We start from the raw sequence: 17,310 nt of genomic DNA, 5'->3' as shown, positions 1-17,310 counted from the left end.
GGTAGCCTGTCGGATGTGAGCGAAGCCGTGACTGAGGTCGTCGGACGATTTCTCGAAGACCGGCTGGGGGCGACCCCCCAACGTGCGTCGGTGACGTTCCTCGGTGTCGAACCGATCGACGTCCTGCGGTTCGTGCCCGACGAGGCCGGCGATCGGGGCGAGGTGGTCTACGTGACGTCGGGGTGCGCACGGCACCCGATGTCCGATCCCACCGACCTGCACGCCGATCCGGTCCGCGGCCCCCGCGCCGAACTCGTCGTGCGCGTGTCGTCGGGAACGCCGCTGCCCGGTCTGCACAAGCGCATGGCGACGCTGGCGGCCGCGCCGGCGGTCGAGGGCCTCGTCATCGCCGCCGATGCGCTGGTCGACCTCGGCGAACCCCTGTGGGACGGTTCGCCGTTTACCGCGGTCCTGCTCGAGGCGGACGAACTCGGGATGGTCGAGCTGCCCACGCCCATGGACCCGGTCAGCATGCTCCGGGCGGTGCCGATCACCGCCAACGAGGCCGCGTGGGTCCGACTGAAGGGTGCCGACGCACTCCGCGAGGCCTGGCGTGAGGCGGGTATCGATGTGCGGCGGCCGGATCGGGCCTCGGCAACCCCGGCCTGACCGGCCGGCGGATTCCCGGCGGACTCATCCGCGTCGAGGTTTCGGAACGTATGACAGAGGGAACATCTGACCAACTGAGTACGGTCCGTCTGAGAAGTGAGGGTGCATGGAGTCACGGGGAGCAGGGACCATCGGCACGACGGACGGGCGGTGCCCGGCGTGACCATCACCTCATCGTCGCTTCCCACAACGACCGCAGCGCGACCCGAGCTCGATGTCTACCTGCCACAGCAGGACACCCAGTTGCTGATCGACACCCTTCGTTCCCGCGGCGTCTCGGGGGCCCGCGTGCTCGATCTCTGCACCGGCAGCGGGGCCATCGCGATAGCGGCCGCCCGGGCGGGTGCGTCGCACGTGACCGCGGTGGACGCATCGGCGGACGCGGTCGCCTATGCCCGGCGCGCGGCAGCCGACGCCGGCGTCCGGATCGAGGTGGCGCACGGTGATCTCCGGCGTCATCAGGGTCACTACGACGTCGTCACCTGCAACCCCCCGTATGTTCCGACCCCGCCGGAGTCCGAGTCGGAACTGCATCCGGCCGGCCCGTCGCACGCCTGGGACGCCGGACTCGACGGCCGGGCCGTCCTCGACCCGCTGTGCGCACGCGTTCCCGAATTGCTGGTGCCCGGCGGCGCTTTCGTGTTGGTCCACTCGGAATTCGCGGACGAGGAAGCCTCGCTGCGCGCCCTGCGCGCCGGGGGACTGACCGCAGAAGTGGTGGCCGAGCGGGTCATCCCGTTCGGTCCGGTCCTCACCGCACGCGCGGGCTGGATGGAAGAGTGCGGCATGCTCGAACGCAACCGTCGCATCGAGCGTCTCGTCGCGATCGTCGCTGTCGCCCCGGGTGGTCCCGCCCCGGCCGGAGCGTCGCGGTGAGCGGGGACAAGAAGCCGAATGCGGTGCGGGTGATCCGAGGCGGACCCGTCCTGGTGTCCGGTCCCGTCGACATCGAACTCCCCGACGGCGCCCGGGTGCAGTCGGATCGGTTCATGGTCGCGGTGTGTGCGTGCGGGCGGAGCAAGAACTACCCCCTGTGCGACACCAGCCACCGCAAGAAGCGCCGCCGCGCGACCTGACGGCTCACGAGCGCCCGCCCGAACGAGCGCCTTGCCCGGATCAGATACCCGGGAAGGCGCTCTTTCCGTCGTCCCACGCGGACAGCACATGCCGGTCGAGGGCGTCCTCGACGAACAGGAAGGCGCGGATCCCGAAGATCACATCGGCTTCGGTGTCCGGCTCGGTGCGGATGAGATCGCCGACGACATCGGTACGCAGGATCTGCTCGTGCACGGCGTCGGCCTCGACGTGTTCGCGATAGAACCGCCGGCACGCCTCCGGAGCGTCGAGCTGCTCCAAACCGGCCAGCAGGCGCTGCGAACCGGGCGGCGAGGTGATCTCGGTGGCCGCCAGATGCCCGACCGCCGCGCCCCGGTAGCGCCGGTGAAGCCCGAACAGCGACATCAGATTGACCGGCGTGAGGGCGACGCCGGGAACGGTGTCGAGGTAGCCGAGGTAGTCGGCGCTGAGATCGGCAGCGCGGAGCAGATCGGCGAACAACTCCTGATGTACGGCGTCGCCGCGCCCGCCGCCGAACTCGTCGAACTCGACAGCGACGTAGGCGGCCTTGGCGTGCCCGCGCAGACGTGGGATGGCGAAGGCGTGCGGATCGGCCTCCTTGAGGTGGTACAGCGAGCGCAGGGCGAAGAGCTGCCGGTACTGCTCCCACGTCCCGGCGTCGCGGAGCCGGTAGGAGGCGCCGTCACCGTCGGGGTTCTCGATGCACAGCTCGTCCATCTCGTGATCGGCGGAATCGTCGGCGGTCATCGCCGGGACGTCGCGATGTAAAGCGGCGAGGAACCGCTGCTCGAGGGTGGCCCGGACCGTGAGCAGGGCCGGACTCCATTCCCAACCGGCGTCGGCGTCGACGAACCCGACGTAGTGCATCTCGTAGCAGAGGTACAGCGCGAGCTGCAGATCGTCGCCGTAGGGGTCGGCATCGACGACCCTCGGGTCGTCGGCCGGCAGGTCGAGGACTGATGCGGACGTAGGGTCACCGCGGAGGAGATCGATCACGAGGGCCGAGAGCGGTCCGCGCGCACCAGGCAACAGGGGGCGTCGGAAGGCCGTGTCGTGCGCCGTCGGATCGTCGACCATCGGGTCAGCTGACACCTGGGAGTCCTCCTGTCGGGTACGGGCGTCGGGCACCGCGGTGCGCGGCGGACGCCGGCTCTCCTGGGTAACCGGATCGGGGACGGCACAAACCATCACCGGGTGGTTGTGACCGTCGTCCCAGCCTAGGCCCGGTTGTCGGATCCGGCGATCTCCGCGCGCAACTGCTCGTCGAGCGAGACACGCACCAGCGCCGCTGCCAGCACCTCGGGCCGGCCGTCGGCGAGATCGGCGAGCCGTGCCGGGTCCTCGGGTAGTCCGAGGTCGCGGGCGGCGGCGAGCGCGCGTCTGTCGAAACGCGGCGCGACCCACTCCCACACCGACTGCACCTCACGCAGGAAGATGTCGGCCCCGACCGGACCGATGCCGGTGAAATCCTGGAGCAGTTCTGCCGCCCGGGTGGGGTCGGAGTCGGCGTCGTCGGCGAGCCGACGGAGATCGCCGTGGTAGTCGTCGAGGACCTTCTGCGCCGCCTCGCCGAGGCGGGTGGCGGTGCTCTCGTCGTAGCGGACGTAGTGGCCGCGGCCGAGCGCGTCGACCAGCTTCTGCCAGTCGGCGCGGGCCATCTTCTCCGGGGTCCGGTAACCGGCGGTGAACAGTTCGCGCGCGGCGGCCACCGCGATGTCCGCGGAGATCCGCGTACTGAGGAGCAGGGCGAGCACCAACAGTTCGAAGAGCGGTGACGGCGTGTTCTTCAGCGTGATGCCGGCGTCCTGCGCGTAGGTGCGGCCGGCGCGGTCGATCAGTTGTCGCGCCGTGTCCTCGGCGTGGTCCGTGCGGGTCATCGAAGCCGGTTACCCACGCCGGTGCGTGGGCAATCCCAGTCGCGGGTCACAACCAGTGACTGCGGCGGAACACGACGAACAGCGTCGCGCAGAGGGCCACCAGACAGCCCAGCACGACGGGATAACCCCACTCCTGGTGCAGTTCGGGCATGTGGTCGAAGTTCATGCCGTAGATCCCGGCGACCATGGTCGGCACCGCGGCGATCGCGACCCATGCCGAGATCTTGCGCATGTCGGTCGACTGCTGGATGCCGACCTTCGCGGCCGCGGCCTGCAGGAGGGAGGTGAGCAGTTCGTCGTACTCGAGGACCCGGTCGATGACGGTGGTGAGATGGTCGGCGACGTCGCGGAACTGGCGCCGGATCTCCTTGGGCACCAGTGGATTACCGCTCGCCGTGAGACTCTGCAGCGGGGCCGCCAGCGGTGTCACCGCACGACGGAGTTCGAGCACCTCGCGCCGCAGGAGATAGACGGGATCGATGTCGAGTGCGTGACCCTGCCGACCGAACACGACCTCCTCGATCGCCGCGACATCGGCGTCCATCCGGTCGGTGACGGCGAGGTAGCTGTCGACGACCTTGTCGGCGACGGCGTGCAGCACCGCGGTCGGGCCGAGGGCCAGACGCTCGGGGTGCGTCTCCAGGCGACGGCGCAGTTCCGACAGTTCGGTGTGCTCACCGTGGCGCACGGTCAATACGAAGTCCGGCCCGGCGAAGACCATGATCTCGCCGGTCTCGACGACCTCACTCGCCTTGGCCATCGTCTCGTGCTCGATGTACTGCACGGTGCGCAGGACGAGGAACTGGGTGTCGTCGTAGACCTCGAGCTTCGGCCGCTGGTGCGCGTGTACCGCGTCTTCGACGACGAGTTCGTGAAGGCCGAACGTGGCGCCGACGTCGGCCATCTGAGCGTCGTCGGGGGCGTGGAGTCCGACCCATACGAAGCCCTCGCCGGCGGCCCGCACCCGGGCGAGACCCTCGGTGTAGCTCACCCGTCCCGGTTGCCGGTGGCCGTCGACGTACACCGCGCAATCGACGATCGCCCGCGCCACGGGGACGCGGATCTCGGGGAGCGGGCGGCGCTCGCGGCGCGGTGACAACCCGCGCGGACCAGGCCGGGGGATCGAGGGCACGAGTGCCGATGCTACCCGGCGGGCCCCGTACACTCTCCGAACGTGTCCTTCGACGTCACGGTGTACACGACGACGTTGATCACGCTGCTCGTCATCATGGACCCGCCTGGCCAGATCCCGCTGTTCCTCAGCCTGGTCGGTCAACGCTCGCCGGAGTACCGGCGGCGCGCGGCCTGGCAGGCGCCGCTCGTCAGCCTCCTGGTGATCAGTGTGTTCGCCGTCGCCGGCAAAGCCATCCTGAACTATCTCCACATCGGGATCCCGGCGCTGCAGGGCGCCGGCGGTTTGTTGTTGCTGCTCGTGGCGCTGCAATTGCTCACCGGCCTCGGCAACGCCGGTAAGCCCACGGCCGCCGACGACGTCAACGTCGCGCTCGTCCCGCTCGGCACCCCGCTGCTCGCCGGACCGGGTGCCATCGCCGCGGTCATCGTCGGTGTGAGCGGCGTCGACGCCGGATCGGGTGGTTATCTGGCCATCGCGGCAGCCATCGTCAGCGTTCACCTGGTGGTGATGTTGGTCCTGCGCTATTCGACGGCGCTCATCCGCCTCCTGGGCATCGGCGGCATCACGCTGCTCGCCAAGATCGCGGGCCTGCTCCTCGCCGCGATCGCCGTGCAGCTCATCGCCGACTCCGTCATGGGATTCATTGCCGAGGGAGCGTGAGCCGACCCGGGGACCCGCCTCGTTCGGACGTGGGACGTGCTGCGGATACGGTGGCGGGGTGACTGAACGTCGTGTCCGCAAACGTCTCATCACGGTGGCCGGTCTGATCGTCGTCCTGGCGGTGGTCATCGCCGGGTGCGCCGACGACTCGTCGTCTCCACCACGCGGGGTGGTGATCGGCTCGTCGGAGGATCCGGCGATGCGCGTGATGGCCGAGGTGTACGCGGGTGCGTTGCGCAATTCCGGATCGGTGGTGTCCGGTGACCAGCTCCGCGGCGACGCGCCGGCGCTGTTGGACGAGATGGACCGCGCTGCGCTCGATCTCTTCCCGGCTTTCACCGGGGAACTGCTGACGTTGTTGTCCCCGTCGTCTACCGCGATCGGCGCCGAGGACGTCTACAACGACCTGAACCGCTCACTCCCGCAGGGGGTTTCGGTCGGCGATGAGACGCCGGTGTCGGCGGCGCCGCAGATCTTCGTGTCGACGGCCCTCGCCGGGGACGTCGGGGCCACCGGACTCGAGGACTGCGGCCGACTGCCGGCGGGCCTGCCGGTCGTGGCCGTCGCCGAACCCGATGACTCGACGATGCGTGCCTTCGCCGACGCCGGTTGTGCCTTCGGTCCGGTCGAGGTCACCGCCACCGGAGAGGAGGTACTCCGACGTGCCGCCGACGGCGGCGCGGTCGGACTGCTGACCCCCCTCGAGATCGCCGGCGAGGACGCCGACGGGGCGTCGTCGGAGGTCCAGGCGCTCCGCACATCACCGGGTGGCGGCGACACCGCGGACGGTGCCGCGGCTGCCGAACCTGCGGACGAGACGGGTCCGCGGGCGGAGGTGCTGGTCCCGGTGTTCCGTTCCGCGGCGCTGAACCGCGATCAGGTGAAGGCCATGAACAAGGTGGCGGGCGAGATCACGACCGCCGATCTCGCCACCATGGCGGCCGAGGTCGACGGCGGTGCGGACCCGCGCGACGTCGCGCTGGCCTGGCTGGGCGAACACGGGCTGTAGGGACGACACGACAACGCCGTGCTCATTCGGCCCGCTCGCTTCGCTCCCGGCGCCGTGCTCATTCGGCCCGCTCGCTTCGCTCCCGGCGCCGTGCTCATTCGGCCCGCTCGCTTCGCTCCCGGCGCCGTGCTCATTCGGCCCGCTCGCTTCGCTCCCGGCGCCGTGCTCATTCGGCCCGCTCGCTTCGCTCCCGGCGCCGTGCTCATTCGGCCCGCTCGCTTCGCTCCCGGCGCCGTGACACCGACACGCCCCGACCGCGTGTCGGTGTCACGACCCGTGCGCGAACACGGACCTATTACGCCTTCGACAGCGCCCAGCCGGTGAGCTTCGCCGACACCCACTGGTACTTCGAGGCGACGAGGCGCACTGCGAGGTCGAGGATCTTGGCGTCGGTGCCGACCAGGATGCGTGCCTTGTTCTTCCGGACGCCCTCGATGATCACCTCGGCCGCATCCTCACTCGTCATCCGGGCGAGGTAGCGGTCGAAGAACGCGGCCGTGGCCTTCTGGTCGTGATCCCCGGACACGGTGGCGTTCCGGGCGATCGCGGTCTTGATCCCGCCGGGATGCACACACGACACCTCCACCGGGTGCTTGGCGATGATCATCTCCTGCCGCAGCGCCTCGGTGAATCCGCGCACCGCGAACTTGGCGGAGTTGTAGGCGGCCTGGCCCGGTTCGGCCAGCAAGCCGAACAACGACGAGGTGTTCACGATGTGCCCGTCCCCGGACGCGATCACGTGCGGCAGAAACGCCTTGGTGCCGTTGACGACTCCCCAGTAGTCGACGTCCATCACCCGTTCGATGTCCTTGAACTCGGTGCGCTCGATCTCACCGTGGTGGGCGATGCCGGCGTTGTTGAACACGACATTGACCACGCCGAAGTGCTCGGCGACGGTGTCGGCGTAGGTGAGTACCGCTTCGCGCTCGGCGACGTTCAGCAGCTGCGAATGCACCTCGGCGCCGGCCTCTGTCACCAGCTTCTCGGTGACGGCCAGGCCGTCGGGGGTGACGTCGGAGATGGCCAGCCGCGCACCGCGACGCGCGAGCTTGACGGCGATGTCACGGCCCATTCCCGAACCGGCGCCGGTGATCACGACGACCTTGCCGCGAAAGTCCTTCATGTCTTGTCTCCTGTGGGTGGGTTCGGTCAGGCGTTGGCGGTGGCGGGCGACGCGATGTCGTCGCCGGTGGCGGAAGCGGCCGGCACCGCGGGTGCGGCGGATCGCCGGGCACCGCGGGTCACATCGTAGGCGGCGACGTCGAAGGAACGGGTCGTCTGCCGGAACGCGAAGGTGAAGCCCGGCCACAGCGTGGTGATGTTGCCGTTGGCGTCCTTGTACCAGGAGGCACACCCGCCGTTCACCCACACGCTGTTGCGCAGCTTGTGCTGGATTCCGGCGTTGAACTCCTGCTGGGCGGACAGCTTCACCTCGGTCCGGGTGATCCCCAGCGCGCGAGAGGTTTTCAGGTAATCGACGAGGTAGTTCAGCTGCGACTCGATCATGTACACCATCGAGGTGTGGCCCAGCCCGGTCGACGGGCCCACCATCAGCATCATGTTCGGGAAGCCGTGGACGAACGAGCCCTTGTAGCCCTGCATACCGATCTCGTTCCACACCTGCGCGAGGCTGCGGCCGTCCTTGCCGATGATCTTCTCGAACACGGGGGAGTCGGTGACGTGGAATCCGGTGGCGACGACGATCACGTCCACCTCGCGGACGGTGCCGTCCTTCGACACGATCCCGGTCGGGGTGATGCGGTCGATGCCGTCGGTCACGAGATCGACGTTCGGGCGGGCGAGGGCCGGGTACCAGTCGTTGGACCGCAGGATGCGCTTGCAGCCCACCTGGAAGGTCGGGGTGGCCTTGCGCCGCAGCTCGGCGTCGCGGCCGATGCCGCGCAGGATGTTGGCGCGGCAGAGCAACTCGACCGGCTTGAGGGCCTTGGGGGAGTAGGTCAGACCGAACGCGACGACCTCGTTGGCGGCGTAGATGCCACCGCGGACCGCGGATTGGTACCCGGGGATGTTCTTGTAGGCCCAGTGCTCGACGGAGCTGTAGGCGCGCTCGGTGCGGGGGACGATCCACGGTGCGGTCCGCTGGTACACGTCGAGGCGCCCGGCGACCTTCGCGACCTCGGGAACGAGCTGGATCGCCGACGCACCGGTGCCGATCACCGCGACGCGCTGGCCGCCGAAGTCGTGGTCGTTGTCCCAGCGGGCGGAGTGCACGATCTTGCCCTCGAAGGACTCGATGCCCTCGATGTCGGGGAGGTTGGGCTCACAGAGCGGGCCGACACCGCCGACCAGGACTCGTGCCCGCACTTGATCGGTCTTGCCGTCCTGCAGGGTGTCGATGATCCACCGGCCCTCGTCCTCGTTCCATGCGGTCCGCGTCACCTCGGTGCCGAAGCGCGCCTTCGCGGGGATGCCGAACCGGTCGGCGACCCCGTTGATGTAGTCGTGGATCTCAGGCTGGTGAGAGTAGGACCGCGACCAGGTGGGGTTCTTCGCGAACGAGAAGGAGTAGAGCTGCGAGGGCACGTCGCACGCCGCGCCCGGGTAGGTGTTGTCGCGCCAGGTCCCGCCGAAGTCGCTACCGCGATCGAGGAGCACGAAGTCGTCGAAGCCGTTCTGCTTGAGACGGACCGCGGCGCCCAGACCCGAGAAGCCGGCACCGATGATGGCGATCTCTACATCGTTCGTTGTCATGGTGTCACCATAAGGTGGTACTGAACACGTGTCAATAGCTATTGAACAACACTCAATAGAGGGTAGGCTGGCGGCGTGCCCAGTAGACGAGGACGTGCGCGGTGTCGGTGACCAACGGCAAGGCGATCGGCGACGAGTCGATCGGCGACGACGGCGGTGACCGGCGCGTGCCGCACAAACGCACGCGCATGAGTCCCGAGTCACGTCGTGACCAGCTCATCGACTACGGGCTCGCGATGGTCAGGGAACGACCGCTGGAGGAGATCACGATCGACGCGATCGCCGAGGCCGCCGGGGTGTCGCGCGCCCTGCTGTTCCACTACTTCGCGTCGAAGCAGGAGTTCCACGTCGCGATCGCACAGGCCCAGGCCGACCGGATGCTCGCCCGCACCGAGCCGGACGAGTCCCTCGGCGACCCGATCGCGATCCTGACCGCGTCGATGGCGGCCTTCGTCGACTACGTGAGCGAGAACCGGACCGCCTACACCGCGCTGATCCGCGGCGCGTCGAGTTCGGACGCGGCGATGCGGGAGGTCGTCGACCGCACCCGCGAGGTGATGGTCGGCCGGGTTCTCGACCACGCGCCCGTGTTCGGGGTCGAGGTGACGCCGATCGTTGAGATGAGCGTGCACGGCTGGATCGCGTTCGTCGAGGAGACCACGATCCGCTGGCTCACCGCCGAACCGATCGACGCCGAAGCGCTCACCCGAGACGAACTGCTCGCCCTCATCACCGCCGCGCTGCCCGCCCTCGCGGCGGCGACGATCCAGTAGAGGCCGGCGACCGGGTTCAGATCCGCTGACCGCCGACCGGTCCCGTGCGGCGGGTGCCGGCCGGCACCGAACGACCGCGCAGGAGCAGGCCGAGACCGACCATCCCGACGCCGAGTACGAAGTGCAGCCAATTGTCGGCGGTGTTCACCGGGACGAAATTGGCGGCACTGTGCTGGTCGATCAGGAGTCCGTACACCCAGAGCACCAGGTACACCGCGCCGCCGGCCACGAGGTACAGAAACGACGACGACGCCGTCCGCGCCATCAGGATGCCCGCCACGCCGAAAAGCAGGTGGACGATGTTGTGCAAGATCGACACCTGGAAGATCCCCAGCAGGGCAGCCTCGGAATGGTGGCTCGCGAAGGTGAGGGTGTCGTAGCCGGTGGTGATGCCCGGGATGAAACCCAGGATGCCGACGAGAAGAAACACCGCACCGACAGCCAGTGCCGCGATCTGGATGGGTGACCGGGCGGTTCGCGCGTTCGCAGATGTCATGAGAGCCGACCTCCGGAAGAGACCTGGATCGTCGCGGCGGTTTCTTCACCACGGCAGGGGACGACTGGGGGATATCCACCTCGCGACCTCCCAAACCTGGTGGTCAGAGACCGACCACGTGCGCGGTGTCCGCGCCTCCGTCCAGCTCCTCGATGTCGGTGTCGCCGGCCGCCGCCAGTTCGACGCCCGCCCGCAGGGTGCGGATCAGCTCGTCGGTGAACCGGCGGATGGTGCGATGCGCGGTCAGCGTGTCGGGGTGCCGGGCGCGCAGCGCGAGTCCGTCGTCGGTGCGCGAGATCCAGAACTGCGCGTCGTCGGCGGTGGTCGCGTTCGAGATGTGGTGGGCGTCGATGGTCCGGTGCCGGTCGGCGCCGGGGAGCAGCCGGTAGTCGACATAGGACACCATGAAGATGTCCGAACGGGTGCGACGGAGTCCGCCCATCGCCTCGATCACCTGTGGGACGGGAACCTCGCCGAGCGCGACCGCGCGACGGAGCTCGGGCCCGGTACGCCGGATCGTCTTCAGCAGGTCGCCGGTGCCCACGACCCGCAGCGGGGCATTGGTGGTGAACCATCCGACCGCGTTGCGCCACCTCTCTTCCCGTCGCGTGTGCATCGGGAACAGAAGGGGCAGTTCGGGTCCGCCGCCGCAGCGGCGCACGGCGTCGGCCATCGCGGCCAGCGTCCCGCCGAACACGCTCGCGCCGCTGCGCCGGCACAACTCGGCGAACTGCTCCGTCGCCCGCCGGTCGAGGAGTGCGCGCACCTCGGTGGCCTGTGGCGCGGTGGCGCCGGGTTCGACCCCGAGATCCAGCGGGAAGGTGGGCAGTGTGCCGTCCCGGTCGTCGAAGAACCGAAGCCACCGGCGCATCCGCGGGTCGGACAGTGCGACCGGGGGCGCCTGTGACTCCGCGGCGCAGAAGTCGACGAAACTCCCGCTCATCGCCAGGGCGGTGGGATCGAAAAGCTCGCCGTGGCAACGGAATCCGTCGTACAACCGGTGCAGGTCGTCGATGACGATGGAGATCGAGTAGGCATCCACATGGGAGTGGTCGAATCCGCAGATGATCGTCGACGCGTCGTCGCGGTCGATCGCCGCGAACAGGAACGCGGGGTAACCGAAGGGGTGACACGCGTGATCGAGGGTGTCACGAAGCCGGTCGCGCAGGACGGTGTCGGCGGTCGTGTCGACCACGCTGCCGAGGTGCAGGACCAGGTCGTCCGGATCGTATGCGTGTCGCCGGATTCCCGCGGGGCCCGCCGAGAACGACGACCGCAGGGTGCCGTGCCGGGCGATGAGCGCCCGGTAGGCGGACCCGAGCGCCGCACGGTCCACGCGCCCGCGGACGGTGAACGCGGCGGCCAGCCACGTACTCGAGTCACCGGCCGTGGCCAGGTGCACGGTCTGGTTGAACGACGGTGGTACGTCGGACATCTCGGGCCGGGCGGCCGAGACGTCCACGGTCCAGGTCAACAGCTCGCCGGCGGGCGGGCAGTAGCGATCGATGGTGGTGACGTGCACGCCCGCTCACGCTCCTCTGCGTAGCGCCGTGTCGGTGGGCGGGGCAGATCGCCCGGAACCGGCCGCCGGCGCCTGGATCCGCCGGTCGCCGATGGCGGCGATGTCGGTCATGATGTCGCGTAGCCGCTCGTAGTAGGGGCGGGCCACCGACTCGGCGAAGCGCGTGCCCGGGATCTGGCTACCCAGGTAGAGCTCGTCGTGGTCGCGATTGATCCACGCCGACGCGTTGGCCGTGCGCCCCTCCCCGGTGAACAGCGCACCGCGCCGGAAGGCCTCGCGCGAGGTGCCGGGGAACCAGCGGAAGTCTATGTACGACAACAGGTTCGGTGCGGTGATGATCGCGTCCGGGGTGGCCCCGGCGGCGGCGATGGCGGCCAGTGCGGCGGCGACCGGGACGGCGGCCAGGTCACGAGCGCGGCGACGGGCCGCATGAGCCGCCGGGATGAGTTCGGAGAACGTCGACGCACCGGCGAGGGAGAACTCGACCGGGGCGAAGTTGCAGAACCATCCCTGCGACGTCGCGTACCCGTCGAGCGCGGCCCGGGTGTTGAACACCGTCATGCCGTAGTAGTCGTCGGCGCCGGCCAGTTCCCGGTCCGCGACGGCGATGGCGGCGTAGATGCCGTCGACGAACCGACCCCCCGCCGCCCGGCAGACGGCGTCGAAGGCGACGATGCCGGCACGATCGAGCAGTGAGACCTCGACCCCGGCCACCTGCGCTGTCTCTCCCGGCCCCAGGCCGAGGTCCAGTGGGAAACGCGGCATCTGGAGGTCGTGGCGTCGGAAGATGTCCTGCCATGCCCTGGTCTGGGGCGATCCGGCCAGATGCACGGCGGTCACCTCCGCTTCCGCGGCCGCATAGGCGAAGTAACTCCCGGCGGCGGGCGTCGCGGGGTCCGACTCGGGGTGGCCGTGCCCGTCCGGCCGGATCAGTTCGGCGTAGATCTGCGCGATCTCGTCGAGGGCGAGGGCCTGTGAGGCGCCGTCGGAGAGCGCGTGATCGCACGCCAGGAAGATGGCGAAGCCGCCCGGGCGGCGGATGGCTCCGAAGGAGAAACCGGGGAAGGAGTCGCTCGGGGTCTCGCGGTCGAATCGGTCGACGAGATAGGGGTGGATGTCCTCGGTGCTCGCCAGTTCGCCGTCGACGTGTGCCTCGAACTCGATGTCGGACGGCTCGACGACATGGGCGGTGACCTCTCCGTCGCGGCATTCGAACCAGGTGCGCAGCACCTCGTGTCGCCGGACGAAGAGCGTCAGGGCGGTCCCGAGTGCCACGGTGTCGAGGTCGCCGTCGATCTCCGTGCCCGATCCCAGGTACCCGCGATGAGTACGGCCCGCGGCCCGGGCCACCGCAGCACCGCGGACGTGGTTCTGGGCCAGGAAGGTCACCGGTGCGGTGTGGGCGGGAGTGGCCGCCGCGGCCTCGCGGCACGCCTCGGTCGGATCGAATCGCACGGCGGTCCCCGGTTGTGGGCGCCAGTTGCCCATGGCCGTGATTCTCATCGGGTCCTCTCGTCGGTCATGCGGGGCGGGCGCCGTCGATCGCGGTGGCGCCGGCGAAGTTCGCGTGGGTGTAGGAGGACAGGGCCAGTCCGGTGCCGGTGGTGGCGAGCACTCGCAGCACTGTCGCGTAGGTCGTGACGAGGTCGCGCATGCTCGCGTCGGCGGGGTCATGGCCGGGATGCCGGGCGGACAGGGTGATCCCGCCGGGTACACGCGCGATCCAGAGGTAGACCTCGCGGTCCGACCGTGAGCCGCCCCGCAGGATCTGCGCGCGGGCCGCCTCCCATTCGGCCGCCCCGGGGACGTGGCGGATGTCGAGATACGACACCACGAACTCGGGTTCGCCGCCGCTACCGAGCAGTTCGACGATGCGCTGATAGGGGAAGGACGGCAGATGGCGCACGGCGTCGATGGCGGCCGCGGTCGCGTCGAGCGCGTCGTCGAACGTGTGGGCGGCGGTGAGGTCGACCTCGAGCGGCGCCAGACCGACATACCAGCCGACCGACCCGGCATACCGTGCCTCGGATCGGGTGTGCATCGGCATCGTGAGCCGCAGCGTGGCCCGGCCGGTGAGTGCGCGGAGGGTGACCGCGAGGGCGGCGAACACCGCGGTCTGAGTACCGTGTCCGCGCGCACGCGCCGTCGAGGTCATGAAGGTCGCCTGGTTGTCGGTGGCGACATACTCGGAGATGCCGCGCTGGCGCGGGGTGCGCGCACGGTCCCGGGTCTGCAGGTGCGGACGGACCAGCGGGAGGTCGAAGCCCGGGGACTCGGCGGAGCTGTCCAGGAAGGCGCGCCATCGTGCGACGACGGGGTGATCGACGGTGAGTCCGAGTCCCACCGCCCGATCGTGGACGCTGAAGTCGAGGTGGCTGCCGACCTCCGCCATCTCGGTGGACGAGCCGTGCCGTGGGGAGAGGTAGAGCCGGCGGATCTCGCTCATGCTCAACAGGATCGAGTACGCATCCATCACCACGTGGTCGGCGGCGAAGGCGACGGTGAAGCCGCGCTCGGACTCGATCGTGGCCACGATGCAGTGCGGCCACCGCGTCGGCGCGAGCCTGGTGTCGAAGACCGCGGTGAGCAGCTCGCGGACGTCGTCTCCCGAGTCGAATCCGCCGACCGCCTCGGCGTCGACGCCGAGATGCGCACCGCGGTAGGTGCGGCGGCCGTCGTGCGGGTCGTCGGCTGTCGGGTCCGAGGTCGAGCGGAGGGCTTCGTGCCGGGTGATCCACCCCCGCAGGCAGGCATCGAAGTGCTCGTCGTCGAGATCATCGTCGATCTCGAAAATGGCCCCGAGCCAGGAGGTCTCGTCGGAGTCGTAGGCGGTCGACCGTCGTATCGAGGCGGACTGGTCGTAGGTGAACGGTCGCGGATCGGTGTGCCAGCCCGCGGAATCCGCGCGTGTGGTCGGTGTCCAGATCGTCACCGTCCCGGGCGGGACGGGATAGTCGGACAGTTCGGTGAACTTCATTCGCGGTCGTCCATGCGTCGGTCATCCGTTCTCGGGCCGCGACGCCATGCCATGCCTTCGCCGGCAAGGCCCCCCGGCCCATGAGTTCTGATCTGAGACAACAGGAATCGCCCGTACCCCGATGCACGCGCACGACCTTGTCCGACGACGTCCCGGAGGTCTCTCCGGTCGAACGGACCGCATCACGGCCGCCTGTGTCTGAACCGAGCCTAAGCGGTCACATCGGACATGTGCAGCGGCAGGAGTCCGTGAGCTTCATCACGGGGACGGTGTCCAGGTGTGCACGGACGCACCGCCGGTTTCGGAATCGCGCTGCGAGACAGAGGTTTTTAATCCGAATTGGGTGTTCGGACCTGCGGTCAAGGGCGTTTCGTTGCGTTCATGTAAAGAACTCATGACGAGCGGCTGCCGCACAGGGGTGGCATCGGAGGGAATGCGCGGTCAGGCCGGGTTGCGCCGAAATGCATTGCCGGGCAGCACGGTATGCCGGGACAGGTCACGTTGCGGCACCCGGAGAGCTCACCTACCGTGGGCCGAGAAGGGTGCCGGCAGCGGATCGAGCGGGCCCACTCGAAGTCGAATACACGCATCGGGGGTGCCATGTCCACGACCGTCCCGGCCATCGAGGCCCACGGTCTGACCAAGCAGTACGGCGGGACGCGTGCGGTCGACGCCGTCGACCTCCACGTACCCGCGGGCGGGGTGTTCGCTCTGCTCGGAACCAACGGTGCGGGCAAGACCACCACCGTGCGCATGCTCGCGACCTTGCTGCGCCCGGATGCCGGGGGCGCCCGGATCTTCGGGCACGACGTCGTCGCGGAGGCGACGGCGGTTCGATCGCTCATCGGGGTCACGGGGCAATATGCCTCGGTCGACGAGGATCTCACCGCTCGCGAGAACCTGATGATCTTCGGTCGTCTGATCGGGTCGTCGCGCCGCCGAGCCCGGGTGCGTGCCGACGAACTGCTCGAGGAATTCGGGCTGGGGGCGGTCGCCACCCGCCGGGTGGGGCACTTCTCCGGCGGGATGCGCCGGCGCCTCGATCTCGCGGCTTCGCTGATCACCCGGCCACGCCTGCTGTTCCTCGACGAGCCGACCACCGGACTCGACCCACGGACGCGGGCGCAGATGTGGCAGACGGTTCGTGAGATGGTGGCGCGCGGTTCGACCGTGCTGCTGACCACCCAATATCTCGACGAGGCCGATGAACTCGCCGATCACATCGCGGTCATGGATCGCGGCCGGGTGGTCGCCGACGGGACCGCCGACGAATTGAAAGCCGGAGTCGGCGACATGAGTGTGAAACTCGAATTGGCCGATGCGGACGATCTGATCGCCGCGGCAGAGGTGTGCGCGCCGTTCACCGCGAACGGCGAGGCGACGATCGCGCGCGGCGAGGGCATCCTCGTGCTGCCCATGTCCGACATCGACCCCCTCGCCGACATCCTCGGTGCGCTCCGCGCGCGCGGGCTCGGGCTGACGTCGGTCAACGTCGTGCGCCCGACCCTCGACGAGGTGTTCTTCGCGCTGACCGACGGGGGCGACCCCACGCGATCGGCACCGATGGCCGCACGGGCGGATTCGGCAGGAGCCCGCGCATGACCACCGGTTCCCTGCAGCCGAGCGCACTCGCCGCCGGCGACGCCCCGGCCGAACCCCACGACCGCGTTCGGCCGACCGCCGCGGTGATGCAGTCACTCACCATGACCCATCGTGGCCTGCTGAAGATCAAACACAACCCGCAGCAGCTGTTCGACGTCATCGTGCTGCCCATCGTGTTCACGGTCATGTTCTCCTCGATCTTCGGCGGCGCGATCGCCGGGAACGTGGTGGGCTATCTGCCGCTGCTCATTCCCGGCGTACTGGTCCAGGTGTGTGTCGCGGCGTCGGTGGTCACCGGCGTCCAGCTGCGCGAGGACCTCGATCGCGGGGTGTTCGACCGGTTCAAGTCGCTGCCGATCGCGCGCATCGCGCCGCTGGCCGGCGCCCTGGTGGCCAACACGTTGCGGTACGTGGTGGCCTCGGCCATCACGGTCTGCGTCGGGGTGATCATGGGGTACCGGCCGGCGAGCCCCGTGGGGGTCGCCATCGCCTGTGCCCTGATCGTGGTGGTGGCATTCTCGCTGAGCTGGATCTTCGCGCTGCTCGGCGTCCTGCTCGACAAGGCGTCGACCGTCCAGGGCGTCTCGATGCTCGTGCTGATGCCGATCACCTTCGTGTCGAACGCCCTCGTCCCGATCGACACCATGCCCGGATGGATGCAGGCCTGTGCGTCGGCGAATCCGGTGTCCCATCTCGTCACGGCAGCGCGCGGACTGGCCGCGGGCGAAGACGTGGGAACCGACATCGCCTACACGCTCGTGGGCGCGGCGGCCGTCCTCGCCGTCGTGGTGCCGGTGACCCTGCGGACCTACATGCGGCGGACCTGAGTGTCCGCACCGAACCGATCAGCGCAAGGAGTAG

The 17,310-nt window shown here is 69.2% G+C and carries 17 protein-coding genes; 8 read left to right on the top strand and 9 right to left on the bottom strand.

Annotated features, from left to right (window positions below):
- Positions 1 to 15 precede the first annotated feature (15 nt).
- The 3 genes from KB201_RS00350 (at position 16) to KB201_RS00340 (ending at position 1,685) form a co-directional block, all read left to right on the top strand.
- Positions 16 to 609, top strand: coding sequence for a suppressor of fused domain protein (locus tag KB201_RS00350; protein ID WP_058252715.1), 594 nt, complete (start codon positions 16 to 18; stop codon positions 607 to 609).
- Positions 610 to 768: 159 nt separating this feature from the next.
- Positions 769 to 1,485 carry a HemK2/MTQ2 family protein methyltransferase gene (locus tag KB201_RS00345; protein WP_159370550.1) on the top strand — a complete coding sequence of 239 codons (717 nt, stop codon included), beginning with the start codon at positions 769 to 771 and terminating at the stop codon, positions 1,483 to 1,485.
- Entirely contained in the window at positions 1,482 to 1,685 is a 204-nt protein-coding gene (locus tag KB201_RS00340; RefSeq protein ID WP_058252716.1) for a CDGSH iron-sulfur domain-containing protein, read from the top strand. Before KB201_RS00345 ends, KB201_RS00340 begins: the two co-directional genes overlap by 4 nt.
- A 40-nt stretch (positions 1,686 to 1,725) precedes the next feature.
- Here KB201_RS00340 and KB201_RS00335 read toward each other — a convergent pair whose 3' ends face one another.
- The 3 genes from KB201_RS00335 to KB201_RS00325 all read right to left on the bottom strand — a co-directional run bounded on the left by KB201_RS00335 (position 1,726) and on the right by KB201_RS00325 (position 4,695).
- On the bottom strand, positions 1,726 to 2,763 hold the full coding sequence (locus tag KB201_RS00335) for an iron-containing redox enzyme family protein (RefSeq protein WP_211538245.1): 1,038 nt from the start codon (positions 2,761 to 2,763) through the stop codon (positions 1,726 to 1,728).
- 140 nt (positions 2,764 to 2,903) lie between these two features.
- Positions 2,904 to 3,563, bottom strand: a complete 660-nt coding sequence (locus tag KB201_RS00330; RefSeq protein WP_211538112.1) for an endonuclease — start codon at positions 3,561 to 3,563, stop codon at positions 2,904 to 2,906.
- Between the two features lie 46 nt (positions 3,564 to 3,609).
- Positions 3,610 to 4,695 (bottom strand): magnesium and cobalt transport protein CorA, encoded by a 1,086-nt coding sequence (locus KB201_RS00325; protein WP_058252770.1) that lies wholly within the window; start codon positions 4,693 to 4,695, stop codon positions 3,610 to 3,612.
- Between the two features lie 42 nt (positions 4,696 to 4,737).
- On the opposite strand from KB201_RS00325, the gene KB201_RS00320 reads away from it, so the two are divergent.
- The gene (locus KB201_RS00320) at positions 4,738 to 5,358 is read left to right on the top strand and encodes a MarC family protein (protein ID WP_211538110.1); all 621 of its coding nucleotides are present in this window, start codon (positions 4,738 to 4,740) and stop codon (positions 5,356 to 5,358) included.
- 58 nt (positions 5,359 to 5,416) lie between these two features.
- Entirely contained in the window at positions 5,417 to 6,367 is a 951-nt protein-coding gene (locus KB201_RS00315) for a glycine betaine ABC transporter substrate-binding protein (protein WP_211538108.1), read from the top strand.
- 295 nt (positions 6,368 to 6,662) lie between these two features.
- Here the strand turns inward: KB201_RS00315 and KB201_RS00310 are convergent, their stop codons facing one another.
- Both KB201_RS00310 and KB201_RS00305 read right to left on the bottom strand, forming a co-directional pair.
- Complete coding sequence (locus tag KB201_RS00310) at positions 6,663 to 7,490, bottom strand: SDR family oxidoreductase (protein ID WP_137810058.1); 828 nt, start codon at positions 7,488 to 7,490, stop codon at positions 6,663 to 6,665.
- Positions 7,491 to 7,516: 26 nt separating this feature from the next.
- Complete coding sequence (locus KB201_RS00305) at positions 7,517 to 9,079, bottom strand: NAD(P)/FAD-dependent oxidoreductase (protein ID WP_211538106.1); 1,563 nt, start codon at positions 9,077 to 9,079, stop codon at positions 7,517 to 7,519.
- Positions 9,080 to 9,267: 188 nt separating this feature from the next.
- Between KB201_RS00305 and KB201_RS00300 the strand changes: the two genes are divergently transcribed.
- The gene (locus KB201_RS00300; RefSeq protein WP_249144950.1) at positions 9,268 to 9,852 is read left to right on the top strand and encodes a TetR/AcrR family transcriptional regulator; all 585 of its coding nucleotides are present in this window, start codon (positions 9,268 to 9,270) and stop codon (positions 9,850 to 9,852) included.
- Positions 9,853 to 9,868: 16 nt separating this feature from the next.
- Here the strand turns inward: KB201_RS00300 and KB201_RS00295 are convergent, their stop codons facing one another.
- The 4 genes from KB201_RS00295 to KB201_RS00280 form a co-directional block, all read right to left on the bottom strand.
- Positions 9,869 to 10,348 carry a DUF4383 domain-containing protein gene (locus KB201_RS00295; RefSeq protein WP_159370554.1) on the bottom strand — a complete coding sequence of 160 codons (480 nt, stop codon included), beginning with the start codon at positions 10,346 to 10,348 and terminating at the stop codon, positions 9,869 to 9,871.
- Positions 10,349 to 10,451: 103 nt separating this feature from the next.
- Positions 10,452 to 11,870: a condensation domain-containing protein gene (locus KB201_RS00290; protein ID WP_211538105.1), complete on the bottom strand. Its 1,419-nt coding sequence runs from the start codon at positions 11,868 to 11,870 to the stop codon at positions 10,452 to 10,454.
- Between the two features lie 6 nt (positions 11,871 to 11,876).
- A complete protein-coding gene (locus KB201_RS00285) occupies positions 11,877 to 13,373 on the bottom strand; it encodes a condensation domain-containing protein (protein ID WP_211538103.1) in 1,497 nt (498 codons plus the stop codon).
- Positions 13,374 to 13,389: 16 nt separating this feature from the next.
- On the bottom strand, positions 13,390 to 14,847 hold the full coding sequence (locus KB201_RS00280; protein WP_211538102.1) for a condensation domain-containing protein: 1,458 nt from the start codon (positions 14,845 to 14,847) through the stop codon (positions 13,390 to 13,392).
- A 600-nt stretch (positions 14,848 to 15,447) separates the two neighbouring features.
- Here KB201_RS00280 and KB201_RS00275 point away from each other — a divergent pair.
- Positions 15,448 to 16,449, top strand: a complete 1,002-nt coding sequence (locus KB201_RS00275) for an ATP-binding cassette domain-containing protein (RefSeq protein WP_058252726.1) — start codon at positions 15,448 to 15,450, stop codon at positions 16,447 to 16,449.
- On the top strand, positions 16,446 to 17,276 hold the full coding sequence (locus KB201_RS00270) for an ABC transporter permease (protein WP_058252727.1): 831 nt from the start codon (positions 16,446 to 16,448) through the stop codon (positions 17,274 to 17,276). Before KB201_RS00275 ends, KB201_RS00270 begins: the two co-directional genes overlap by 4 nt.
- The last annotated feature ends 34 nt before the right edge of the window (positions 17,277 to 17,310 follow it).

Origin of the sequence: Gordonia sp. SCSIO 19800 (assembly GCF_018132775.1) — a bacterium.
GTDB classification, from domain to species: Bacteria; Actinomycetota; Actinomycetes; order Mycobacteriales; family Mycobacteriaceae; genus Gordonia; species Gordonia hongkongensis.
This window is presented reverse-complemented; position numbering and strand designations above follow the sequence as displayed.